This window comes from Pseudomonas fluorescens (assembly GCF_040448305.1).
GTDB classification, from domain to species: Bacteria; Pseudomonadota; Gammaproteobacteria; order Pseudomonadales; family Pseudomonadaceae; genus Aquipseudomonas; species Aquipseudomonas fluorescens_BH.
In genome coordinates this window covers 6,428,496-6,452,009 of the sequence record NZ_CP148752.1, presented here as the reverse complement: position 1 = coordinate 6,452,009, position 23,514 = coordinate 6,428,496, and the positions used below count along the sequence as shown (strand labels likewise).

At 62.0% G+C, this 23,514-nt stretch carries 21 protein-coding genes; 15 read left to right on the top strand and 6 right to left on the bottom strand.

Going from position 1 to position 23,514, the window contains the following annotated elements; all coding sequences use genetic code 11:
- Positions 1 to 94: 94 nt before the first annotated feature.
- On the bottom strand, positions 95 to 769 hold the full coding sequence (gene rpiA, locus WHX55_RS29490) for a ribose-5-phosphate isomerase RpiA (RefSeq protein WP_046039153.1): 675 nt from the start codon (positions 767 to 769) through the stop codon (positions 95 to 97).
- Positions 770 to 914: 145 nt separating this feature from the next.
- Between rpiA and ilvA the strand changes: the two genes are divergently transcribed.
- Together ilvA and WHX55_RS29480 are read left to right on the top strand one after the other, a co-directional pair.
- Complete coding sequence (ilvA, locus tag WHX55_RS29485; RefSeq protein WP_150725004.1) at positions 915 to 2,429, top strand: threonine ammonia-lyase, biosynthetic; 1,515 nt, start codon at positions 915 to 917, stop codon at positions 2,427 to 2,429.
- A gap of 40 nt (positions 2,430 to 2,469) precedes the next feature.
- Positions 2,470 to 2,895, top strand: a complete 426-nt coding sequence (locus WHX55_RS29480; RefSeq protein ID WP_353741763.1) for a DUF2269 domain-containing protein — start codon at positions 2,470 to 2,472, stop codon at positions 2,893 to 2,895.
- Between the two features lie 120 nt (positions 2,896 to 3,015).
- On the opposite strand, the gene WHX55_RS29475 is transcribed toward WHX55_RS29480, so the two are convergent.
- Complete coding sequence (locus WHX55_RS29475) at positions 3,016 to 3,672, bottom strand: HAD family hydrolase (protein ID WP_353741762.1); 657 nt, start codon at positions 3,670 to 3,672, stop codon at positions 3,016 to 3,018.
- Between the two features lie 143 nt (positions 3,673 to 3,815).
- Here WHX55_RS29475 and WHX55_RS29470 point away from each other — a divergent pair, with 143 nt between their 5' ends.
- A complete protein-coding gene (locus WHX55_RS29470; RefSeq protein WP_003229203.1) occupies positions 3,816 to 4,295 on the top strand; it encodes an RNA pyrophosphohydrolase in 480 nt (159 codons plus the stop codon).
- Between the two features lie 22 nt (positions 4,296 to 4,317).
- The gene (gene ptsP, locus WHX55_RS29465; protein ID WP_150759081.1) at positions 4,318 to 6,597 is read left to right on the top strand and encodes a phosphoenolpyruvate--protein phosphotransferase; all 2,280 of its coding nucleotides are present in this window, start codon (positions 4,318 to 4,320) and stop codon (positions 6,595 to 6,597) included.
- 114 nt (positions 6,598 to 6,711) lie between these two features.
- On the opposite strand, the gene WHX55_RS29460 is transcribed toward ptsP, so the two are convergent.
- Positions 6,712 to 7,458, bottom strand: coding sequence for an NRDE family protein (locus tag WHX55_RS29460; protein ID WP_223445205.1), 747 nt, complete (start codon positions 7,456 to 7,458; stop codon positions 6,712 to 6,714).
- A 134-nt stretch (positions 7,459 to 7,592) separates the two neighbouring features.
- Here WHX55_RS29460 and WHX55_RS29455 point away from each other — a divergent pair, with 134 nt between their 5' ends.
- From WHX55_RS29455 to WHX55_RS29445, 3 genes are all read left to right on the top strand, one after another.
- Positions 7,593 to 8,375 (top strand): sulfite exporter TauE/SafE family protein, encoded by a 783-nt coding sequence (locus tag WHX55_RS29455; protein ID WP_150725009.1) that lies wholly within the window; start codon positions 7,593 to 7,595, stop codon positions 8,373 to 8,375.
- Positions 8,376 to 8,472: 97 nt separating this feature from the next.
- Positions 8,473 to 9,279 (top strand): prolipoprotein diacylglyceryl transferase, encoded by an 807-nt coding sequence (lgt, locus tag WHX55_RS29450; protein WP_353741761.1) that lies wholly within the window; start codon positions 8,473 to 8,475, stop codon positions 9,277 to 9,279.
- A gap of 49 nt (positions 9,280 to 9,328) precedes the next feature.
- Positions 9,329 to 10,300, top strand: a complete 972-nt coding sequence (locus tag WHX55_RS29445; protein ID WP_150755062.1) for a thymidylate synthase — start codon at positions 9,329 to 9,331, stop codon at positions 10,298 to 10,300.
- A gap of 92 nt (positions 10,301 to 10,392) precedes the next feature.
- On the opposite strand, the gene cadR is transcribed toward WHX55_RS29445, so the two are convergent.
- A complete protein-coding gene (gene cadR, locus WHX55_RS29440; protein WP_150725011.1) occupies positions 10,393 to 10,842 on the bottom strand; it encodes a Cd(II)/Pb(II)-responsive transcriptional regulator in 450 nt (149 codons plus the stop codon).
- A gap of 93 nt (positions 10,843 to 10,935) precedes the next feature.
- Between cadR and WHX55_RS29435 the strand changes: the two genes are divergently transcribed.
- The 7 genes from WHX55_RS29435 to WHX55_RS29405 all read left to right on the top strand — a co-directional run bounded on the left by WHX55_RS29435 (position 10,936) and on the right by WHX55_RS29405 (position 20,004).
- Positions 10,936 to 13,197, top strand: a complete 2,262-nt coding sequence (locus tag WHX55_RS29435) for a heavy metal translocating P-type ATPase (RefSeq protein ID WP_353741760.1) — start codon at positions 10,936 to 10,938, stop codon at positions 13,195 to 13,197.
- Between the two features lie 16 nt (positions 13,198 to 13,213).
- The gene (locus WHX55_RS29430; protein ID WP_223445229.1) at positions 13,214 to 14,077 is read left to right on the top strand and encodes a LysR family transcriptional regulator; all 864 of its coding nucleotides are present in this window, start codon (positions 13,214 to 13,216) and stop codon (positions 14,075 to 14,077) included.
- A 227-nt stretch (positions 14,078 to 14,304) separates the two neighbouring features.
- Positions 14,305 to 15,381 (top strand): putative 2-aminoethylphosphonate ABC transporter ATP-binding protein, encoded by a 1,077-nt coding sequence (locus WHX55_RS29425; protein ID WP_150755066.1) that lies wholly within the window; start codon positions 14,305 to 14,307, stop codon positions 15,379 to 15,381.
- Positions 15,381 to 17,105, top strand: coding sequence for a putative 2-aminoethylphosphonate ABC transporter permease subunit (locus WHX55_RS29420; protein WP_353741759.1), 1,725 nt, complete (start codon positions 15,381 to 15,383; stop codon positions 17,103 to 17,105). The genes WHX55_RS29425 and WHX55_RS29420 overlap by 1 nt, the downstream gene beginning before the upstream one ends.
- A 39-nt stretch (positions 17,106 to 17,144) precedes the next feature.
- Positions 17,145 to 18,170 (top strand): putative 2-aminoethylphosphonate ABC transporter substrate-binding protein, encoded by a 1,026-nt coding sequence (locus tag WHX55_RS29415; protein WP_150725017.1) that lies wholly within the window; start codon positions 17,145 to 17,147, stop codon positions 18,168 to 18,170.
- Positions 18,171 to 18,313: 143 nt separating this feature from the next.
- Positions 18,314 to 19,447 (top strand): TIGR03364 family FAD-dependent oxidoreductase, encoded by a 1,134-nt coding sequence (locus WHX55_RS29410; protein WP_150755068.1) that lies wholly within the window; start codon positions 18,314 to 18,316, stop codon positions 19,445 to 19,447.
- On the top strand, positions 19,447 to 20,004 hold the full coding sequence (locus WHX55_RS29405; protein ID WP_150759076.1) for a phosphonate degradation HD-domain oxygenase: 558 nt from the start codon (positions 19,447 to 19,449) through the stop codon (positions 20,002 to 20,004). Before WHX55_RS29410 ends, WHX55_RS29405 begins: the two co-directional genes overlap by 1 nt.
- Before the next feature lie 132 nt (positions 20,005 to 20,136).
- Here WHX55_RS29405 and WHX55_RS29400 read toward each other — a convergent pair whose 3' ends face one another.
- Together WHX55_RS29400 and WHX55_RS29395 are read right to left on the bottom strand one after the other, a co-directional pair.
- A complete protein-coding gene (locus WHX55_RS29400; protein ID WP_353741758.1) occupies positions 20,137 to 21,501 on the bottom strand; it encodes a GTPase/DUF3482 domain-containing protein in 1,365 nt (454 codons plus the stop codon).
- Positions 21,494 to 22,864 (bottom strand): DUF2868 domain-containing protein, encoded by a 1,371-nt coding sequence (locus WHX55_RS29395; RefSeq protein WP_150755071.1) that lies wholly within the window; start codon positions 22,862 to 22,864, stop codon positions 21,494 to 21,496. Before WHX55_RS29395 ends, WHX55_RS29400 begins: the two co-directional genes overlap by 8 nt.
- Before the next feature lie 84 nt (positions 22,865 to 22,948).
- On the opposite strand from WHX55_RS29395, the gene WHX55_RS29390 reads away from it, so the two are divergent.
- Positions 22,949 to 23,461: a dihydrofolate reductase gene (locus tag WHX55_RS29390; protein WP_150755072.1), complete on the top strand. Its 513-nt coding sequence runs from the start codon at positions 22,949 to 22,951 to the stop codon at positions 23,459 to 23,461.
- Positions 23,462 to 23,514 lie beyond the last annotated feature (53 nt).

The window sequence follows — 23,514 nt, the reverse complement described above, 5'->3', positions numbered from 1 at the left end:
AGTCGAGATTGATTTCAACTGACAGTCCGCTATCGCGAGCAGGCTCGCTCCCACAGGTATTTCGTCTGCCCTCAAATTAGGTGGACAGATTGGCTTACTCGGCGCGCAGGGTTTTCACACCTTCGCTCGTACCCAGCAACAACAGATCCGCCGGACGTGCCGCGAACAAACCGTTGGTGACCACGCCGACGATCGCATTGATCTGCGTTTCCAGTTCCACCGGATTGGTGATCTGCATGTTGAACACGTCGAGGATGATGTTGCCGTTGTCGGTCAGCACGCCTTCGCGGTAAACCGGGTCGCCGCCGAGCTTCACCAGCTCGCGGGCCACGTGGCTGCGGGCCATCGGGATCACTTCCACCGGCAACGGGAAAGTACCGAGGACCGGTACCAGCTTGCTGGCGTCGGCGATGCAGATGAAGGTCTTGGCCACGGCCGCGACAATCTTCTCGCGGGTCAGGGCTGCGCCGCCGCCCTTGATCAGGTTCAGGTGCTCGTCGCTTTCATCGGCGCCGTCGACGTAGAACTCCAGGTCGCTGACGGTGTTCAGTTCGTACACCGGAATCCCGTGGCCCTTGAGGCGTGCGGCGGTGGCTTCGGAACTGGCGACGGCGCCATCGAATGCGCCCTTGTGCTTGGCCAGCGCGTCGATGAAGCAGTTGGCGGTGGAGCCGGTGCCGACCCCGACGATGCTCTTGTCGTCGAGTTTCGGAAGGATGAAGTCGACGGCGGCCTGAGCCACTGCCTGTTTGAGTTGATCCTGGTTCATGCGGGCTCCGGGGTGCCGAGGAGGGGACGAAAGGCCGGCATTATAGCCCTAAGCGGGGCTGAAACCTCTGCATTCGTGTGGTCGTACAGCTGAAAGCCGGGTTAGACTCTTTGGTCCTGCCCAACCCGCTCAGTGATGCTTTCCGATGCTTGAACAGTACGTCAAAAAGATCCTCACCTCGCGCGTTTATGACGTTGCCGTAGAAACCCCGCTGCAGACTGCCCGCCAGCTCTCCGAGCGGCTGGGCAACAGCATTTGGCTCAAGCGCGAAGACTTGCAGCCGGTGTTCTCGTTCAAGATTCGCGGCGCCTACAACAAGTTGACCCAGTTGAGCGACGAAGAACGCGCTCGCGGCGTGGTCACCGCGTCGGCGGGCAACCATGCCCAGGGCCTGGCCCTGGCGGCGAAGGTGTTGGGCGTGAAAGCGACCATCGTCATGCCCAAGACCACCCCGGAGATCAAGGTCGAAGGCGTGCGCTCCCGTGGCGGCAAAGTGGTGCTGCACGGCGACTCGTTCCCGGAAGCCCTGGCCTACTCGCTGAAACTGGTCGACGAAAAAGGCTACGTCTACATTCACCCGTATGACGATCCCCACACCATTGCCGGGCAGGGCACCGTGGCGATGGAGATTCTGCGCCAGCACCCGCAGCCGCTGGATGCGATTTTCGTCCCGGTGGGCGGCGGCGGCCTGATCGCCGGCATCGCGGCGTACGTGAAGTATCTGCGCCCGGACATCAAGATCATCGGCGTCGAACCGGATGACTCCAATTGCCTGCAAGCGGCCATGGCGGCTGGCGAGCGCGTGGTACTGCCGACCGTAGGCCTCTTCGCCGACGGTGTTGCGGTGGCCCAGATCGGTCAGCACACCTTCGATATCTGCAAAGACTATGTCGATGAGGTGATCACCGTCAGCACCGACGAAATCTGTGCCGCCATCAAGGATATCTACGACGATACCCGCTCGATCACCGAACCTGCCGGCGCCTTGGGCGTGGCCGGGATCAAGAAGTATGTCGAGCAGCGCGGCGTCAGCGGCCAGACCTTCGTGGCCATCGACTCCGGGGCCAACGTCAACTTCGATCGCCTGCGCCACGTCGCCGAGCGTGCGGAGCTGGGCGAAGGTCGAGAAGCGATCATCGCCGTGACCATTCCCGAGAAGCCAGGTAGCTTCAAGGCGTTCTGCGAGGCCATCGGCAAGCGCCAGATCACCGAATTCAACTACCGCTACAACACCGGCAGCGAAGCGCACATCTTTGTCGGCGTGCAGACCCACCCGGAAAACGACCCGCGCAGCGCGCTGATCGCCAGCCTGAGCGAGCAGGGTTTCCCGGTGCTGGACCTGACGGACAACGAGCTGGCCAAGCTGCACATCCGCCACATGGTGGGCGGGCGTGCGGCGCATGTGGTCGACGAAGTGATCCTGCGTTTCGAATTCCCGGAACGTCCGGGCGCGCTGTTTAACTTCCTCAACAAGCTTGGCGGGCGCTGGAACATCTCGATGTTCCACTACCGCAACCATGGCGCGGCCGATGGCCGTGTCGTCGCGGGCCTGCAAGTGCCCCACGACGAGCGCCACCTGGTGCCGGCGGCGCTGGAAGAAATCGGTTACCCGTACTGGGACGAAAGCGACAACCCGGCCTATCAGCTGTTTCTTGGCTGAGCGGCTACGCTGACTGGCAAGGCAATAAGGAAATCTGACAATGGAAACGTTAACTGCCCTGAAAGCGGCGCACATGGTGGCAACTGTTGTACTGCTGGCTTGTGCGCTGGGGCTGGGAGTCTGGGTTTTGCTTGCGCGGCGCAAAGGTGATGCGACGGCGGGTAGTCGCACCTTGCAGCGGCCAAGAGTGTTTATCTGGCTGCTGATGGGTCTGGCGCTGCTGAGCATGCCGTTTACCGGCTGGTGGATGGTGCACCTGATGGGCTGGCCGCTGGGGCAGACCTGGTTGCTGGCCTCCAGCGTGCTTTACACGGTGGCGGCACTGGCGTGGTTCTGGCTGCTGGTGCGGCTGAACAAGCTGCGCAAGGCGCCGGGTGGCGTGGGGAAATTCACCTTTGCCTTGGCGTTGTTCAGTTTTGTCTGTCTTGTGGCCATTGCCGGGTTGATGGGGGCCAAGCCTGTTTAAGGCTTGAAACCCAGTCGACCCCATCGCGAGCAAGCTCGCTCCCACAGGTTTTTCTGGGGTTCACAAAATTTGTGTTCGACAGAGATCCCTGTGGGAGCGAGCTTGCTCGCGATGGCGTAATCAGCCGCGCAGAGTGATCACCGGCCAACCCCGCTTCTTGGCCTCGGCCCGCAGATTCGGATCAGGATCGACCGCCACCGGATGGGTCACCTGCTCCAGCAGCGGAAAATCATTCATCGAGTCGCTATAGAAGTAGCTGTCTTCCAGCGTAAACCCGGTTTCCTCCAGCCAGCGATTCAAGCGCGTCACCTTGCCTTCACGGAAGCACGGCACGTCGGTGCTGCGCCCGGTGTAGCGGCCGTCGAGCATTTCGCATTCGGTGGCGATCAGGGTTTCGACGCCCAGACGCTCGGCAATCGGCCCGGTGACGAAGCGATTGGTCGCAGTGATGATCACCAGTTTGTCACCGGCCGCACGGTGCTTGGCCAAAAGTTCTATAGCCTTGGGTAGCATGATCGGTTCGATGCAGTCGCGCATGTAATCGCTGTGCCATTGATCCAGCGTGGCCATTTCGGTGCGGCCGAGGACTTCCAGGCAGAAGTTCAGGTAAGCAGCGTTATCCAGTTTGCCGGCCAGGTAATCCTGGTAGAACTCATCGTTGCGTGCCTTGTAGGCGACGGCGTCGAGAAAGCCGCGCTCGCACAGGTAATCGCCCCAGGCGTGATCGCTGTCACCGCCCAGAAGGGTGTTGTCCAAATCGAATAAAGCCAGGCGCATTGCAGTTACCCGCTGAAAAGTCAGTAAAAAGGCGACAAGAATACGGTCTTTTCACAAGAGTGCACATAAGGTAGGAACCTTCGTTGCCGCCTTCACAACCTTTGTGGAACAATGCGGCGACATGCGTTTGCGAGGTTGTTGCCGTGATCGACCCCGATGGTTTTCGCCCCAATGTCGGGATCATTCTGACGAATGACGCCGGCCAGGTGCTATGGGCTCGCCGAATCAATCAAGATGCCTGGCAGTTTCCGCAGGGGGGAATCAACCCCGAAGAGACGCCGGAAGACGCCTTGTACCGCGAGCTGAACGAAGAAGTGGGCCTTGAGCGCGAAGATGTTGAAATTCTCGCCTGCACCCGGGGCTGGTTGCGCTATCGTTTGCCGCAACGTCTGGTACGTACCCACAGCCAACCGCTGTGCATCGGCCAGAAACAGAAATGGTTTCTCCTGCGCCTGATCTCCAACGAGCAGCGGGTGCGGATGGATTTGACCGGTAAACCGGAATTCGATGGCTGGCGCTGGGTCAGCTATTGGTATCCGTTGGGCCAGGTGGTGACATTCAAGCGCGAGGTGTATCGACGCGCTCTCAAAGAGCTTGCCCCGCGCCTTTTAGCGCGCGACTGACGACGGAGTTCGACCCCGAGCCATGCTCAATACGCTGCGCAAGATCGTCCAGGAAGTTAACTCCGCCAAGGATCTCAAGGCGGCGTTGGGGATTATTGTGTTGCGCGTCAAAGAGGCCATGGGCAGCCAGGTCTGCTCGGTCTACCTGCTTGATCCGGAGACCAACCGGTTCGTGCTGATGGCCACCGAGGGCTTGAACAAGCGCTCGATCGGCAAGGTCAGCATGGCCCCCAACGAAGGTCTGGTGGGTCTGGTCGGCACGCGTGAAGAACCCCTGAACCTCGAAAACGCCGCGGACCACCCGCGCTACCGCTACTTCGCCGAAACCGGTGAAGAGCGTTACGCCTCGTTCCTCGGTGCGCCGATCATTCACCACCGCCGCGTCGTCGGCGTGTTGGTCATCCAGCAAAAAGAGCGTCGCCAGTTCGATGAAGGGGAAGAAGCCTTCCTCGTGACCATGAGCGCGCAGCTCGCCGGCGTTATCGCCCACGCCGAAGCCACCGGCTCGATCCGTGGCCTCGGTCGTCAGGGCAAAGGTATCCAGGAAGCCAAGTTCGTCGGCGTGCCGGGCTCGCCGGGTGCGGCAGTCGGTACGGCGGTGGTCATGCTGCCGCCGGCCGATCTGGACGTGGTGCCGGACAAGGCCATCGCTGATATCGACGCCGAACTCGGGCTGTTCAAGACCGCCATCGAAGGCGTACGCGCCGACATGCGCACCTTGTCCGCCAAGCTTGCCACGCAGTTGCGCCCCGAAGAGCGGGCCTTGTTCGACGTCTACCTGATGATGCTCGACGATGCCGCGCTGGGCAGCGAAGTCACCACCGTGATCAAGACCGGCCAGTGGGCCCAAGGCGCGTTGCGCCAGGTGGTCACCGATCACGTTAACCGTTTCGAATTGATGGATGACGCCTACCTGCGTGAGCGGGCCTCGGACGTCAAGGACCTCGGTCGGCGTCTGCTGGCGTACTTGCAGGAAGAACGTCAGCAAACCCTGGTCTACCCCGACAACACCATTCTGGTCAGCGAAGAACTGACACCGGCGATGCTCGGCGAGGTGCCGGAGGGCAAGCTGGCCGGCCTGGTGTCGGTACTCGGTTCCGGTAACTCCCACGTCGCCATCCTCGCCCGCGCCATGGGCATCCCGACGGTGATGGGCCTGGTCGACCTGCCGTACTCCAAGGTCGACGGCATCCAGATGATCGTCGACGGTTACCACGGCGAGGTCTACACCAATCCGAGTGAAGTGCTGCGCAAGCAGTTCGCCGAAGTGGTCGAGGAAGAGAAGCAACTGGCCCTGGGGCTGGATGCGCTGCGCGATCTGCCGTGCGTGACGGTCGATGGCTACCGCATGCCGCTGTGGGTCAACACCGGCCTGCTGGCGGATGTGGCGCGTGCGCAGAAGCGTGGTGCCGAAGGCGTTGGCCTGTACCGCACCGAAGTGCCGTTCATGATCAACCAGCGCTTCCCGAGCGAAAAGGAACAACTGGCGATCTACCGCGAACAACTGGCCGCGTTCCACCCGCAACCGGTGACCATGCGAACCCTGGACATCGGCGGCGACAAATCGCTGTCGTACTTCCCGATCAAGGAAGACAACCCGTTCCTCGGCTGGCGCGGTATTCGCGTCACCCTTGATCACCCGGAAATTTTCCTGGTGCAGACCCGCGCCATGCTCAAGGCCAGTGAAGGCTTGAACAACCTGCGCATTCTGTTGCCGATGATTTCCGGCACCCACGAGCTGGAGGAAGCCCTGCACTTGATCCACCGTGCCTGGGGCGAAGTGCGTGACGAGGGCTGCGATGTACCGATGCCGCCGATTGGCGTGATGATCGAGATTCCGGCGGCGGTGTACCAGACCAAGGAACTGGCGCGGCAAGTGGACTTCCTGTCGGTCGGCTCCAACGACCTGACCCAGTACCTGTTGGCTGTGGACCGCAACAACCCGCGGGTGGCCGATCTCTACGATTACCTGCACCCGGCGGTGCTTCAGGCGCTGCAGAACGTGGTGCGTGATGCCCACGCCGAAGGCAAGCCGGTGAGTATCTGCGGTGAAATGGCCGGTGATCCGGCGGCGGCCGTGCTGTTGATGGCGATGGGTTTCGACAGCCTGTCGATGAACGCCACCAACTTGCCGAAAGTGAAGTGGATGCTGCGCCAGATCAACCTGAGCAAGGCCAAGGAATTGCTGGCTGAGCTGATGACCATCGACAACCCGCAAGTGATTCACAGCTCGTTGCAGCTGGCGCTGAAGAACCTCGGGTTGGCGCGGATGATCAATCCGGCAGCGATCAAGCCCCACTAGATCTGCGGCGCCCCATTCGCGAGCAGGCTCGCTCCTACATTGGATCTGTGAGCGACGCAAATCCCCTGTGGGAGCGAGCCTGCTCACGATGGGGCCAGTCCAGACAACACACAACTACAACCTGATCTCCACTTCCCCAAGATGCCCGCCATACGGCCCGAAACTCCTTTCGACCATATGCAGCGCCCCATCCGCCTGCACAATCAACGCCGTACTCGCCCGCGTTCCATAACTCTGGCTGGCAATGAACACGCTCGACAGCAATGTTTCGGTAGCCAGCCCGACACCGGTATCCGGCAACTCGGCAAACGGCGCGGTCTGCGCATCGCTCAATAATGCCAAAAGCGCCTGAGGCTGCGGATCATCCAGCACCTCGCTCAATGCAGCCTTGGCCTTGAGCAGCTTCGGCCACGGCGTATCCAGCCCGGCGTTCGACACGCCGTAGACTCCCGGTTGCAGCATCACGGCTTCCGTCTCCCGGGCATTGAAGTGCCAGAGCTCGTTCCTGTTGCCAACCAGTAGATTGAAACCGCCATATTCAGGCGAACGTCTGACAACGTCGGCCAAATAGTCATCAATCGAGCAGTCGCCCTCGAGGAATCGCGCCACCAGCTCCCCACGAGACTTGCGCCCCGGCGGTCGATGGGGGTCGCGGATGTTGGTCAACGCCGCAAAGCGTCCGTTGGCACCGACACCGAGCCAGGTGCCACCGGCCTCGAGGTCGCGTCCCGCATGCACGTGCGGCGCTTCGGGCCATGGCGCCAGCGGCAGGCTGGGGCGGGCGTAGAATTCATCGCGATTGGCCGCCACGACCAGTGGCAGGGCATGACCCGGTCGCCAGGCAAAAACAATCAGGCACATCAGGCTGTCCTTGTGTGTTTTTTGCTCACTCTACGCAGACATCGCTCATCGATCCATCGCCTTGCGCAGTGGAGCTTGAGGCCATGCATCCGTTACCATGCCGCTCCGGTTTTGGGGATACGGGCGGGACGACCATGGAATTTCTGCTCTATCTGGCGCTCGGCGCCTGTGCAGGTGTACTCGCCGGGCTGTTTGGCGTGGGCGGCGGGATCATCATCGTCCCGGTGCTGGTGTTCAGCTTCAAGGCCCAGGGGTTCGATCCGTCGATCCTCACGCACCTGGCAGTGGGCACCTCCCTGGCGACGATCATCTTTACCTCGGTCAACGCGGTACGTGAGCATCACCGCCGCGGCGCCGTGCGTTGGCCGATCTTCATGTGGATGACCGTCGGTATTCTGGTCGGCGCCGGGTTCGGCGCGCTGACGGCCGAAGCGATTTCCGGCCCCAACCTGCAGAAGCTCATTGGTGTATTCGCCCTGGTGATCGCCGCTCAGCTGGCGCTGGAGGTCAAACCCAAGGCCAGTCGAACCGTGCCGGGCAAACTCGGTCTGACCGTGGCAGGCAGCGTGATTGGCTGGGCTTCGGCGATTTTCGGCATTGGCGGCGGTTCGTTGACCGTGCCATTCCTGACCTGGCGCAGTGTGCCGATGCAGCAAGCCGTGGCCACTTCATCGGCCTGCGGTCTGCCGATTGCTTTGGCCAGTGCATTAAGTTTCATGATCCTGGGCTGGCACGATCCATTGCTCCCGGCCCATAGTCTCGGTTTCATTTATCTGCCGGCGTTGCTGGGCATTGCCCTGACCAGCATGGTGTTCGCCCGTTTCGGTGCGCGACTGGCCCACAACCTGTCGCCAAAGTTGCTGAAACGGCTGTTTGCCGCTTTGCTGTTCTGCGTTGGTCTGAACTTTCTAGTCTGAAGCATCTGCTCTGACGCACAGCGCAATCCTGGCTTAATCCTGAGGTGGCAGCGTCGCCCGGGAATTTTTAAGATTTGAACTCTAACGAGGAGTCGCAATGCTGCCTTACCCGCAGATCGACCCGGTGGCCCTGGCCATCGGTCCGCTGAAAATCCACTGGTACGGTCTGATGTACCTGATCGGCATCGGCGGCGCCTGGCTGCTGGCGTCTCGCCGCCTGAACCGCTTCGACCCGACCTGGACCAAGGAGAAACTCTCCGACATGGTGTTCTGGATGTCGATGGGGGTGATCATCGGCGGACGTCTGGGTTATGTGCTGTTCTACGATCTGGGCGCTTACCTGGCCAACCCGACGCTGATTTTCGAAGTGTGGAAGGGCGGCATGTCGTTCCACGGCGGTTTCATCGGTGTGATGCTGGCGGCGTTGTGGTTCGGCAAGAAGAACAACAAGTCGTTCTTCCAGCTGATGGATTTCGTTGCGCCGATGGTGCCGATCGGCCTGGGCGCCGGACGTATCGGCAACTTCATCAACGCCGAGTTGTGGGGCAAGGCAACCGATGTGCCGTGGGCGATGGTCTTTCCGACCGATCCGGCGCAACTGGCGCGTCACCCGTCGCAGCTGTACCAGTTCGCCCTCGAAGGCGTGGCACTGTTCCTGATCCTCTGGCTGTTCTCGCGCAAGCCGCGGCCGACCATGGCGGTATCGGGGATGTTCGCGCTGTTCTATGGCATCTTCCGTTTCATCGTCGAGTTCGTCCGCGTACCGGACGCACAGTTGGGCTATCTGGCCTGGAACTGGCTGACCATGGGCCAGGTGCTGTGCGTGCCGATGATCGTCGGCGGACTGTTCCTGATCTGGCTGGCGTATCACCGCGCCCCGGCGACTCCAGCGGCAGCCGTATAAAATTCGAACCCCGCAGCGATGGTTGCGGGTTCAAGGACACAGGTAATTCATGAAGCAATATCTCGAACTGGTCGCCCACGTCATCAAGAACGGCACCAAACAGGCCAACCGTACCGGCGTGAACACCATCAGCTTTCCCGGTGCGATGCTGCGTTATGACCTGCAGGAAGGTTTCCCGGCGATCACCACGCGCAAGATGGCGTTCAAATCGGCCATCGGCGAAATGTGCGGATTCCTGCGTGGCGTGAACAACGCTGCCGAATTCCGCGCATTGGGCTGCAAGGTCTGGGACCAGAACGCCAACGAAAACGCCCAGTGGCTGGCCAACCCGTTCCGCCAGGGCGAAGACGACCTCGGCGAAATCTACGGCGTGCAATGGCGCAAATGGCCAGCGTACAAGCAGATCCCGGTCAGCAACCCGGCTGCTATCGAGCAGACCCTGAAGCAAGGCTACCGCCAGATTGCCGAAGGCGAGGAGGACGGCCAGGCCTACGTGGTGCTGTACAAGGCCATCGACCAGGTTCGCCAGTGCGTCGACACCATCATCAAGGACCCGGGCAGCCGCCGCATCCTGTTCCACGGCTGGAACTGCGCTCAGCTCGATGAAATGGCCCTGCCGCCGTGCCACTTGCTGTACCAGTTCCATCCGAATGTCGAGACCAGGGAGATTTCCCTGACCCTCTACATCCGCTCCAACGATCTGGGCCTGGGCACGCCGTTCAACCTCACCGAAGGTGCTGCGCTGCTGAGCCTGATCGGTCGCCTGACGGGCTACACGCCGCGCTGGTTCACCTATTTCATCGGTGATGCCCACGTCTACGAAAACCACCTGGACATGCTCAACGAACAGCTCAAGCGCGAGCCGTTTCCGATGCCGAAACTGGTGATTTCCGACCGTGTGCCGGAATTTGCCAAGACGGGTGTTTACCAGCCGGAATGGCTGGAGCTGGTGGAGCCGGGCGATTTTTCGCTGGAAGGCTACGAACACCACGCGCCGATGACCGCGCCGATGGCGGTCTGATTCAGGGACCGCTTCGCGGTCATCGCGAGCAGGCTCGCTCCCACAGTTGATCGCGATCCCCTGTGGGAGCGAGCCTGCTCGCGATGGCGTCTTTAGTGGCCGTGACTGCGGCCCACATGGGAATGCTCAACCTCCGTCGCCACCACCCCGCCGCTCACTTCCAGCCGCTGCAAAATCCCGCATTGATCGACCCCTGGCCCCTCGTCGCAGCGTTGGCGCAGGTCGAGCAGTTGCGTCTGCAAGGCCAGCAAGCCGTCGATCCGCGCCTTTACATGGTGGATGTGCTCGTCGATCAACGCATTCACGCTTTCGCACTGGTCCTGCGGACTGTCGCGAAACGCCAGCAGGCTGCGGATTTCTTCAAGCGTCATGTCGAGGGTGCGACAGTTGCGGATGAAGGTCAGGCGCTCGGCGTGGGCCTGGGTATAGACGCGATAATTGCCGTCACTGCGGGCCGGTTCCGGCAGAAGGTTTTCGCGCTCGTAGTAGCGGATCGTTTCCACGGCGCAGTCCGTGAGTTTCGCCAATTCTCCAATTTTCATGACGCCAATCTCCAAAACTCCAGAAAGGGTGCTTGACCCTATAGTGGCTACAGGGTCTTTACTTGGCAACAGGCACTCTTATGGACGCAACCAATGAGCGATTCCCTGCACTCCCGCAAACCCGGGGCTGAGCACGAGCACAGCCACAAGCTCAAACCCGTGCAAAAACATGGCCATGGCGGTCACGGCGACGCCTGTTGCTCATCTAAAGCGGCAGCGCCTGCGCTGGTAAAACTGAGCGAATCGCCGACGATTGGCGCTAGGCTGAGTAGTTTCCGTATCGAGGCAATGGACTGCCCGACCGAGCAGACACTTATTCAGAACAAGCTAAGTAAACTGACCGGGGTGCAGCAGCTGGAGTTCAATCTGATTAATCGGGTGCTCGGCGTGACCCACGATTTGCCCGGTACCGAGCCGATCGTCGAGGCTATCAAGTCCTTGGGCATGCAGGCCGAGCCGATGGATCAGGGGGCTGAAACCCCGACGCCGGCGCCCCGGAAAAAACCGTGGTGGCCCTTGGCGCTGTCCGGTGTTGGTGCATTGCTGGCAGAGGTTATCCACTTCACCGGTTTCGCGCCGAACTGGGTGGTGGCGGTCATCGCGCTGGTCTCGATCCTCAGTGGTGGCCTCGGCACTTACAAAAAAGGCTGGATCGCCCTTAAAAACCGCAACCTGAACATCAACGCGCTGATGAGCATTGCCGTGACCGGCGCGGTGCTGATCGGCCAGTGGCCGGAAGCGGCGATGGTGATGTTCCTGTTCACCGTGGCCGAGTTGATCGAAGCCAAGTCACTTGATCGTGCGCGCAATGCCATCGGCGGCCTGATGCAGATGACCCCGGACACGGCCACGGTGTTGCAGGCTGATGGGATCTGGCTTGAGCAGGATGTCAAAACCATTGGGCTCGGTGCGCGGGTACGGGTCCGTCCCGGTGAGCGCATCGGCCTGGACGGTGAAGTGCTGTCCGGTCGCTCGACCATCGACCAGGCGCCAATCACCGGTGAAAGTTTGCCGGTAGAAAAGACCCTCGGCGACAAAGTCTTCGCCGGCACCATCAACCAGGCAGGTTCCCTGGAGTACGCGGTGACCGCCGCGGCGGATAACTCGACCCTGGCGCGCATCATCCACGCCGTCGAGCAGGCCCAAGGCGCGCGGGCGCCGACCCAGCGTTTCGTCGACAGCTTCTCGAAAATCTACACCCCGGCAGTGTTCATCCTGGCCTTGGCCGTGGCGGTGATCCCGCCAATGTTCATGGGCGCGTTGTGGTTCGACTGGATCTACCGGGCGCTGGTGCTGCTGGTGGTGGCCTGCCCGTGTGCGCTGGTGATTTCCACGCCGGTGACCATCGTCAGCGGCCTCGCGGCGGCGGCGCGCAAAGGCATTCTGGTCAAGGGCGGCGTTTATCTGGAGGGCGGTTACAAGCTCGATTACCTGGCCTTGGACAAGACCGGCACCATCACCCACGGCAAACCGGTGCAGACCGATTACCTGTCGCTGGACCCGACCGCCGACGACTCGGCACCTGCCATTGCCGCCGCGCTGGCTGGGCGCTCGGATCACCCGGTTTCCCTGGCCATCGCCAAAGCGGCTGTGGATAACCAGACCGCGACGTTGATTGTGGATAACTTCGAAGCGCTGGGCGGTCGTGGTGTGCGCGGCGAGATCAACGGCCAGCTCTACCATTTGGGCAACCATCGACTGGTAGAGGATCTGGGCCTGTGTTCGCCGGCGCTGGAAGAAAAGCTGTTTGCCCTGGAAAAGCAGGGCAAGTCGGTGGTGCTGCTGCTTGATTCATCTGGCCCGTTGGCGCTGTTTGCCGTCGCCGATACGGTAAAAGTGTCCAGCCGCGAAGCCATCCTGCAACTGCATGACCTGGGCATCAAAACCCTGATGCTCACCGGCGATAACGTCCACACCGCGCAGGCCATTGCCGCGCAAGTCGGCATCGACGAGGCCAAGGGGGACCTGTTGCCAGGCGACAAATTGCAGGCCATCGAGGCTCTTTATGCCCAGGGGCATCGGGTCGGCATGGTCGGCGATGGCATCAACGACGCCCCGGCGCTGGCGCGTTCCGAGATCGGCTTCGCCATGGCCGCCGCAGGCACCGATACCGCTATCGAAACCGCCGATGTTGCCCTGATGGACGACGATCTCCGCAAAATCCCGGCATTCATCCGCCTGTCTCGGCAGACATCGAGCATCCTCAAACAGAACATCGCCCTGGCTTTGGTCATCAAGGCGATCTTTCTTGGGGTAACCTTCGCCGGGGTCGCTACCATGTGGATGGCGGTGTTCGCCGACATGGGCGTGAGTTTGCTGGTGGTGTTCAACGGTTTGCGCCTGCTGCGCAAGTAAAGGATGAGGGACGGTTGTGCTGAGTGCGGAGCTTAAGGCGTTTTACATGGTGGCCCGCCTGGGCAGCATTACCCAGGCTGCCAAAAAGCTCGGCCTGAGCCAGCCGACGGTGACGACGCAGATCCGCAACCTCGAAAGTCAGTACTCGGTCGAGCTGTTCTACCGCGGCGGCCGGCGTCTCAGCGTCAGCGAGGAGGGCGCGCGGCTGCTGCCGATGGTCAAGGTGCTGATGCAACAGGAAGCCGACATCGAGTTTTTCCTGCGTAACTGCGGTCAGGTCCAGGGCACGTTGCGCATAGCCGCCACGGCGCCGTATTACATCCTCGACCTGGTGAAAACGTTCCGCGAGCGCCTGCCGCAGGTTGAGGTTTCGGTGGAAATCGGCAACTCCCAACAGGTGCTTGAAGCTCTGGAAGATTACCGGGTCGATGTCGCGGCGTCGTCGCAGTTGCTCGATGACGCGCGACTGGTTCGCCGGGTGCTCGGCAGTGATCCGCTGGTGCTGGCGGTGCATCGCAATCATCCGCTGGCGGTTCACGATCACGTGCCGCTCGGCGCCTTGGCCGGGCACACCCTGCTGATGCGCGAACCGGGCTCGACCACCCGTCGCCTGACCGAAGAGTTGCTGGCCAGCGCGGGTGTGTGTTTCGGCCCGTTGCTGGAGATCGGCAGCCGCGAATCGATCCGCGAAGCGGTGCTGCGCAACATCGGCATCAGCATCATTGCCCGGCAGGAAGTGCCCCATGATCCGCAACTGCGGGTGCTGACCATCGAGAATGCGCCGCAGATTCCCGAGTACCTGTACTGCCTCAAGGAGCGTAAAAACGCGCGACTGCCGGCGGCGTTTCTGGGGTTGGCGCAGGAAATGGCTCCGGCCTGAGATTTGTAGTGCCGTCCTGGCCTCTTCGCGAGCAAGCCCGCTCCCACAGGGGACCGCGATCAACTGTGGGAGCGGGCTTGCTCGCGAAGGCGCCAGATCAAACAAAACAGGGCTTGAAGGCTTAACCAAAAATCCCGAATACCACTATCGGCAGTTTTTGCCTTACTGCCACATGACGGACTCATTACAACTCTAGGATGGCCCCATCTGCTAGATGAGGTCCGTCCATGAACAACTCGATCGCAACCGCCCTGACCAACCCCGGCGCACCGATGAAGGTGCGCGGTGTACAGAAGCACTTCGGCGCCTTCACCGCGCTGGACAACGTTTCCCTCGACGTAGCGGCCGGTGAGCTGGTGTGTCTGCTGGGGCCGTCGGGCTGTGGCAAAACCACCTTGCTGCGCTGCATCGCAGGACTGGAGAAACAGGACAGCGGCGAGTTGTACCTAGGCGATCGCGACGTTTCCCACCTGGCGCCCCAAGCGCGGGACTACGGCATTCTGTTCCAGTCCTACGCGTTGTTTCCCAATCTCACCGTCGAAGCGAACATTGCCTATGGCCTCGCCGGCAGCGGTCGCGACGAGGTGCGCCGTCGTGTCGGCCAGATGCTGGAACTGGTCGGCCTGAGCGGCAGCGAGAAAAAGTATCCCGGTCAATTGTCCGGCGGCCAGCAGCAGCGGGTTGCACTCGCTCGCGCCTTGGCCCCGGCACCTTCGCTGTTGCTGTTGGACGAACCGATGTCGGCCCTCGATGCCCGGGTGCGCGAGCATCTGTGCACCGAATTGCGCCAACTGCAACGCAACCTCGGCATCACCACCTTGATGGTGACCCACAATCAGGACGAGGCCATGCTGATGGCCGACCGCATCGCCGTGATGAACAACGGCAAGGTCGAGCAATACGCCACACCGCAGGAAATCTACAACCGCCCGGCCACGCCATTCGTGGCGGAGTTCGTCGGCCAGGGCAACTGGTTGCCGTTCCAGCGCAGCAGCGACAGCCACGCCCAGGTCGGCGGGCTGAACATGCGTCTGGCCGAAGGCAGCGCCAAGACCGCGTCGGGCCGTTTGTTCTGCCGTCCGGAGGCGATCAACGTCAACCCGTTGGTGCACGAGGAAAACCTGTTCCCGGCCAAGGTTCGTGAAATCACCTTCCTCGGTAACCGCTGCCGCATGAGCTTCGAACTCGATCAGTTGCCGGGGCATGCGCTGTTGGCGGAGCTGGCACCGGAAGCCATGCCACGCCTTGGCGCCCAGCAGATCATGGTCGCCTTGCCGCCGCGCAGCCTGCAGGTGTTTGCCTGATGAGCGCGAACATCGCGCTGCCGCTGCCGCACAAGCAGGTTCGACAAACCACCCGCGCCGAGGTCGGTGACCGGTTGTTCGTGGTCGGCGGCAAAGTCCTCATGCTGGTGTTGTTGGGTGTTGCCGTATTGATGCCGTTGCTGGCGATTTTCTGGCGCGGCTTCAGCGCCGAAGCCGGGCAGGGCGGTGGCTGGGTCGCAGCGAAAGAACTGGTGACCAGCGAAAACTTCCATTGGTTGCTCGGTAACAGCCTGAAGGTTTCCCTCAGTGTCGCGGCCATTGTCGTACCGCTGGCTTACCTGTTTGCCTACGCGCTGCAACGCACCTTGATTCCGGCCAAAGGCATCTGGCGCGGTATTTCGCTGCTGCCATTGATGGCGCCGTCGATGCTGCCGGGCATCGCGCTGGTTTACCTGTTCGGCAACCAGGGCATGCTGCGTGGCCTGCTCTCGGACAACATCTACGGCTTCTGGGGCATCGTGCTCGGCGAAGTCATCTACACCTTCCCGCACGCCTTGATGATTCTGCTGTCGGCCTTGTCCCTGGCGGATGCACGACTGTTCGACGCGGCCTCCAGCATGGGCGCGAGTCCTGCGAAGGCCTTCCGCAGCATCACCTGGCCGGCGACCCGTCAGGCCGTGTTCGCCGCGTTCTGTCTGGTGTTCACCCTGACCATCACTGACTTTGGTGTGCCGGTGGTGGTCGGTGGCGACTATCAGGTGCTGGCGCTGGAAGCCTACAAGGCGGTGGTCGGCCAGCAACAGTTCGGTCGCGGGGCGTTGATCGGCATGGTGCTGCTGCTGCCGGCGCTGTTCAGTTTCGGGGTCGATGCCTGGTTGCGTCGGCGCCACGGCGACTCCATGAGCGGTCGCGCCCAGGTGTTCAAACCCGCGCCGTCGAAGCTGCGCGACAGCTGCTACATGGTCATCGTCCTGCTGATCTGCGCCGCGTTGCTGCTGGTGTTCGGCATGGCGGTGTTCTCGTCCCTGGTGAAGTTCTGGCCGTACAACCTGTCGCTGTCGCTCAACCATTATCAGTTCAACGAAACCGCTGGCGGTGGCTGGCTGGCCTACGGCAACGGCTTGAAGATGGCCTTGGGCACGGCGTTGATTGGCAGCCTGCTGATTTTCACCGGCGCCTACCTGATGGAAAAAACCAAGGGCCAGCGCGGCCTGAACCTGACCTTGCGCATGCTCAGTTTCGTCCCGATGGCGGTGCCGGGCCTGGTACTGGGTTTGGGTTACGTCTTCTTCTTCAACCTCACCGGCAACCCGCTGCACGTGCTCTACGGCACCATGACCCTGCTGATCGTCTGCACCATTGCTCACTATTTGACCACCGCACAAATGACCGCCACCACCGCGCTGCGCCAACTCGACGCCGAGTTCGAAGCCGCCGCGCTGTCGCTCAAGGCGCCGCTGTACCGCCATTACCTGCGTGTCACCGTGCCGATCTGCCTGCCGGCGCTGCTGGACATCGTGCGCTACCTGTTCGTCTCGGCCATGACCACCGTTTCGGCGGCGATCTTCCTCTACAGCCCCGACACCATCCTCGCGGCGGTGGCGGTGCTGAACATGGATGACGCCGGCAACGTCGGCGGTGCGGCAGCGATGTCGACTCTGATCCTGATTACCTCGGCGAGCGTGTCCCTGCTGCTGGCCTGGGCCTCGCGCGGTTTGCTGCGCCGGTCCCAGGCCTGGCGGCAGACCGCGCCCGGTCATTGAATCTGCACAACCCCTCAACTCAAAAAACAGGAAAAGATCATGTTCAAGCCTATGGCCCTGGCCGCTGCTGTCCTTACCGCTTTCAGCCTGAACGCCTTTGCGGCGAAAACCGAGTTGACGGTGTACACCGCCCTCGAAGCCGAACAACTGAAGACCTACAAAGAAGCTTTCGAAAAGGCCAACCCGGACGTCGAAATCAAATGGGTGCGTGATTCCACCGGCATCATCACCGCCAAACTGCTGGCCGAAAAAGCCCGTCCGCAGGCTGACGCCGTATGGGGCCTGGCCGCTTCGAGCCTGGCGATTCTCGATCAGCAAGGCATGCTGCAAAGCTACGCACCGAAAGACCTGGGCAAGATCGGCGCCAACTACCGCGACGCGGCCAACCCACCAGCCTGGGTCGGCATGGACGTCTGGGCCGCGACCATTTGCTTCAACACCGTCGAAGCCGAAAAGCAGGGACTGACCAAGCCCGTGAGCTGGCAGGACCTGACCAAGCCTGAGTACAAAGGCAAGATCGTCATGCCGAACCCGGCATCGTCCGGCACCGGTTTCCTCGATGTCAGCGCCTGGCTGCAAACCTTCGGCGAGAAGCAGGGCTGGGCCTACATGGACGGCCTGCACCAGAACATCGGCCAGTACGTTCACTCCGGTTCCAAGCCTTGCAAACTGGCTGCCGCCGGTGAGTTCCCGATCGGTATTTCCTTCGAGTACCCGGCCGTTCAGCTGAAACGCCAGGGCGCACCGCTGGACATCATCCTGCCGAAGGAAGGTTTGGGTTGGGAGATCGAAGCGACTGCCGTGATCAAGGGTACTGCCCACGAAGAAGCGGCGAAGAAACTGGCTGACTTCTCCGCCAGCCCCGAGGCGATGGAGCTCTACAAAGAAAACTTCGCCGTGCTCGCCCAGCCAGGCATCGCCAAGCCGCAGACCGAACTGCCGGCTGACTACGAGCAGCGCCTGATCAAGAACGACTTTGCCTGGGCTTCGAAGAACCGCGACGAGATCCTGGCCGAATGGCGCAAACGCTATGACGGCAAGTCCGAGAAAGTGGCGGCCAAGTAAGGTCTTCATCGGCTGTAAGGGCCTCATCGCGAGCAAGCTCGCTCCCACAGGTCCTGTGGCGGTCACAAAATTTGTGTCCACTACAAATCACTGTGGGAGCGAGCTTGCTCGCGATGGCGGTTTCGAATTCAGGACAAGACCCCATGACACAACACAACGACATGCTGATCGTCGGCGCCGGCATCCTGGGCTTGTCTCACGCGTATGCCGCTGCCAAGCGCGGTCTCAAGGTCACGGTTTTCGAGCGCAGCGAAACGCCCCTCGGCGCTTCGGTGCGTAACTTCGGCCAGGCACTGGTCACCGGCCAGCCGCCGGGACCGATGCTGGAACTGGCCCGCGCCAGTCGCGGAATCTGGGGCGACTGGGCGCAGCTCGCCGGCCTGCAACTCAAGCGCAATGGCTCGTACCTGTTCGCCCGCACCGAAGCGGAAGAACAACTGCTGGAAGCCTTCTGCGAGGGCCGCGCCGTCGAACACGGTTACCGTGTCGACTTGTTGCGCGGCGCTGCGTTACGCGATTTGTACGGCGGTCAGTTCCGCCATCACCGCGCGGCCTTGCATGGCATGGACGATCAGCAGCTATATTCCCGCGAAGCGATTCCGGCGCTGATCGACTTCCTGCGTCGCGACCTGGGCGTCAAGTTTCACTTCTCTACCCTGGTGCGCGATATCGAGCCGGGTCGCCTGCACAGCACCGCCGGCAGCTTCAGTGCCGAGCAGATCATCGTCTGCTCCGGCCACGATTATCAGACGTTGCTGGCCGAACAGATCGCCGAACTCGAGCCGCAAATCTGCCGCCTGCAAATGCTCCGCGCCCGCCCGCAGATCAACCTCAACCTGCAACACGCGTTGCTCACCGGTTTGAGCTGCGTGCATTACGGCGCCTTTGCGGATTTGCCGGAAGCCGCCGCGGTGCAGGCCGAGATTCTGCGGCACGCCCCGCACCTGCATGAAAACGGTATCCATTTGCTGATCAGTCCGACACCCCATGGCGAATTGATCATTGGTGATTCGCACCATTACGGCAGCGATCCGTCACCCTTCAATACCGAGCAGGTCGACGACTGGATGATCGAACTGGCCGAGCAGACCTTGGGCTGCAAGGTGCAAGTGGTCGAACGCTGGCAGGGGGTCTATGGTTCACGGGGGCCGGGACCGTTCTCGTTCCTGCGCCCGGCAAAAGGCCTGAGCATGGCGTTGATGCACACCGGTGTCGGCATGAGCGTCGGGCCGGCTATGGCTGAACGCAACGTTGCCACGGTACTGGGAGAAAACTGATGGAGCGTAAAGAGCAAGTGATCGCCGAAGTGTTCGCTCTCTACGAGCGCTTTGGCGACAGCGACTACATCGGCGAGCCGGTGTCGCAGATCGAGCACATGTCCCAGGCCGCAGAGCTGGCCATGGCTGAGGGCTTCGATGATGAAGTGGTGCTGGCGGCGTTCTTCCATGACATCGGGCATATCTGCGCCGACAGTGCCGAGAACATGGGTGGCTTCGGCGTGGTCAGCCATGAGCGCCTGGGCGCGGATTATTTGCGCCGCGCCGGATTCAGCGAGCGCATGGCGCGGTTGGTCGAATACCACGTGCAGGCCAAGCGTTATCTGACGCTCAAGGAGGCGGGATACTACGAGCGCCTGAGCGAAGCCAGTCGCCGGACCCTGGAATATCAGGGCGGGGTGATGACGGCTGAAGAGGCGCAGGCGTTCGAGCAGGACCCGCTGTGTGCCGTGAGTTTGCGCATGCGCCAGTGGGATGAAATGGCGAAAGAGATGCACGTGCCGGTGATTGATCTGGCGGTGTTGAAGGACAAGGCGGTGCGCCTGTTGGCTGCATAAAGCCTTTGAACCGAGGCGCGGCCATCGCGAGCAGGCTCGCTCCCACAAAGGAGCTGTGTCGACCACAGATTCTGTGTCCACTGCGAAACAACTGTGGGAGCGAGCCTGCTCGCGAAGAGGCCGGTCAGGCCACTAGAGGTGCTGCGCCAATACCTCGATCTGCTCCTGCCGCTCCCCCTGATTCAATTTGGGATGAGGATTGAGCGACGACCACTGCGGATGCGCCCGCGCCTTGTTCAGCGCCTCGGGCAGTTTGCCTTCGCGCCAGCTCTTATCCTGTGGCGTGGCCACCTGAATGCTGTCCATCGCTGCGTGCCCACGGGCATTAAGCGCTTGCAGCAATTGCCGCTGGCGCAACGCCAACAGCCGCAGCACGTTGTCATCCACCGTCAGTTCGCGCTGGCCCTTGATTTTGCCGAGCAGGCGGCTGCCATAACTGCGGGCGGTTTGCAGGGCGCCGCCGGCAATTGCTCCGGCCAATGCCGCCGCGCCCAGGGTGATGCCACCCACCAACAGATCGACCCCGGCCCCGGCAGCTGCGCCGGCAGCGATACCTCCACCGACGCGCACGCCCAGTTGCTTGAGGGTTTCCGGGTTGAACAGGTCATCGCCCCAACGACCGTCGAGCAGCGGCAAATCACTCGCAGCGGCATCCTGTGGGCGGAAGGCGTAGAGCTTGAGCAGGGCCTCGACGCAACGCTGCTCACGCTGGCGTACGGCTTTGCGCAGTGCGCTGATCGCCTGTTGTTCCTGCTCGGCTTCACTGACCACGCTGCGCCGACAAGCCGCGCAATCGATCAGCAATTCGGCAATCAATCGCTCCGCGCTTTGTTGGCGAGCCAGACGCTGGGCTTGCTGATCGGCGATCAGGCGTTCGAGTTGCGGCCGGGCAGATTCCAGCAGCAGGGCGAGACTTTCATAGAGTCGACGCTCGCCATCCTCCGGCGGCGCGACACTGTCGAAACGCACCAAGGCATGCAGGCCCAGCCGCGCCAGCGCTTCCCGCCATGCCGGTTCGCGGTGGTTGGCGCTGCTGACGAAATTCAGCACCGGCAGCAAGGGTTTGCCGCAACTGGCCAGCACTTCCAGCTCGTCGCGATACTTGGCCAGCACCGGCTCCCGGGCGTCGATCACATAGAGCCCGGCATCCGAGGCCAATAGCTGGCGCAGGACCTTGGCCTCCTGTTCGAAACGCTGTCGGGCTTCGCTGCCATCCAGGAAACGCGCCAGCCGCGCCGGGCCGTCGAGGCGTTCGCCAGGCCGCTCCAGGCGTTCGAGGTAGTCGAGCAGGGCGATGGCGTCTTCCAGGCCCGGGGTGTCGTAGAGATCGAGCAGTGGCTCGCCGTCCACCGACAACCGCGCGCCTTCGACATGCCGTGTGGTGCTCGGACGGTGGGACACCTCACCGAAACCCACGTCACGGGTCAGGGTACGCAACAGCGAGGTTTTGCCGACGTTGGTGTGGCCGACGACGGCGAGTTTCAGAGGGTTAGTCATGACCCGTCTCCAGCCAGTTCATCGGTGCGCAATCGGCAAACGGCAGCTCAAGCTGTTGCAGCGCCACGTGCCAGTCGCCCAGGCGTTCGGCGTCCAGCGCTTCACCGGGGGGCGCCTGCAACAACCACACGCGGGTGGCGCTGGCGCTGCGGGCCAGTTCGGCAATCAAGGCCAGGCTGCCGCGATCCGGCGAGCGCCGTGGATCGCACGCAATGGCCAGGCGCGCGGGGGGAAAGCGGCTCAGTTGTTCGAGTAGTTTGTGCCGCGATTCGCGGCTGTCGAGGATGCCGGCGTTGCTGACGTTTTTCGGCAATTGCGGTGGCCACGGGCGGTCGTCATCCAGTTCGATGGCGACCAATAGAGCACCATCACTTTGTTGTTCGCTGACACCGCTTTCCACGCGATGCAGTTGCTCAGGCGCCGCATCGCTGATGCCGAGACGTTCGCTGGTGGGCATCAAGCGTTCGCGAAGCTGTGCGTAGCCGGGCAGGTTCAAATCCAGACGCAGCGCCGGTTGACCCGACTTCCAGCGCCACAGGCAAAACAGCGCGAGCAGCAGGCGCGGCAAAACGCCGTAGACCAGCAATACGCCCACCAGCCAGGCGGCCCAGGCCTGGCGGGCACTTTCGATGTTCAGTGCGGCGTCGCCACTGGCGCGGATCATCTCCTCGGTCGGCACGCTGAAGCCGAGCAGGGCCGGCAGCGCGCCGAGGGCCTGGGTTACGGCGATAAAGGTGTCGGCACTGAGGATGGTGGTTTCCCAGACGAAGCCATAGCGTCGGGTCGCCATCAGCGTCAGCAGAATGACCAAGGCGCTGAGCATCGCCAGCAACCACAGGCTGTTGACCAGCACGCCGATTGCCCAGCGATTGAGTTTCTGCCGTTGCAGCAACAGCAGCAGGGCCGGAGCCAGTTGCGCGGCTTTGGCGTCCCGGGCGAGTTTTTCACTTAGCCACAGCCACAAGCGGCCGAGGCTGGCACCGTGTTCGCCGGCAAACAGCAGGCCCAGGGTCCAACTCAGCAGCAGGATCAAATTGAGTCCGAGCAGACTGCCCAAGGCCCAGAACACATTTACTGGGTGCAGGCCGTCACCCATTGCAGCAAAGGCCAGGCCGGCGCCGCTGATCACCGCCAGCACCGCCATGACGATCAGCGCCAGTCGCGCGCCTTGCAGCCAGTGTTTGAGAGCATCGGCCAGGCCATCACGCTCGGCTAGCCACAGGGCCCGGCGTTGAATGCGCGACGGCAAATCGCCCCCGGCGCTGCGGGCCAGTCGGTTGGCTTCAAGGTCTTCCAGAGGGCCGGCGTACTCTTCGCGCAGGCGGATGGTTTCTGTCAGCCAGAGGTTATTCAGTTCAGTCACGCGGCATCCCGTCGCTTAAATGAGCTGTGAGCATAACCGCTGTGACGCTTATCGGCGAAAGCGAGGCTCTGGTATCCTCGCGGCATGACTAAATCACTCCCCCTCAGCCTGATCGCAGCCCTCGGTGAAAACCGTGTGATCGGCGTCGACAACAGCATGCCCTGGCACTTGCCGGGGGACTTCAAATATTTCAAGGCCACCACCCTCGGCAAGCCGATCATCATGGGTCGCAAGACCTGGGATTCCCTCGGTCGCCCGCTGCCGGGCCGCTTGAACATCGTGGTCAGCCGTCAGGCGGATCTGGTGCTGGAAGGCGCGGAGGTTTATCCGTCGCTGGAAGCCGCCGTCGTTCGCGCTGAAGCATGGGCGAAGGAACAGGGCGTCGATGAGCTGATGCTGATTGGTGGTGCGCAGTTGTATGCGCAAGGGCTGGCCCAAGCCGATCGGTTGTACCTGACCCGCGTGGCGCTGAGCCCGGAAGGGGATGCGTGGTTTCCGGAGTTTGATTTGGGCCGGTGGAAGCTGGTGTCGAATGTGCCAAACCCGGCTGAAGGGGACAAGCCGGCGTACAACTTTGAAGTCTGGGAAAAAGCTTAAAAGCTTCGCGAGCAGGCTCGCTCCCACAGTGGGTTTGAGGTGAAACACAGATT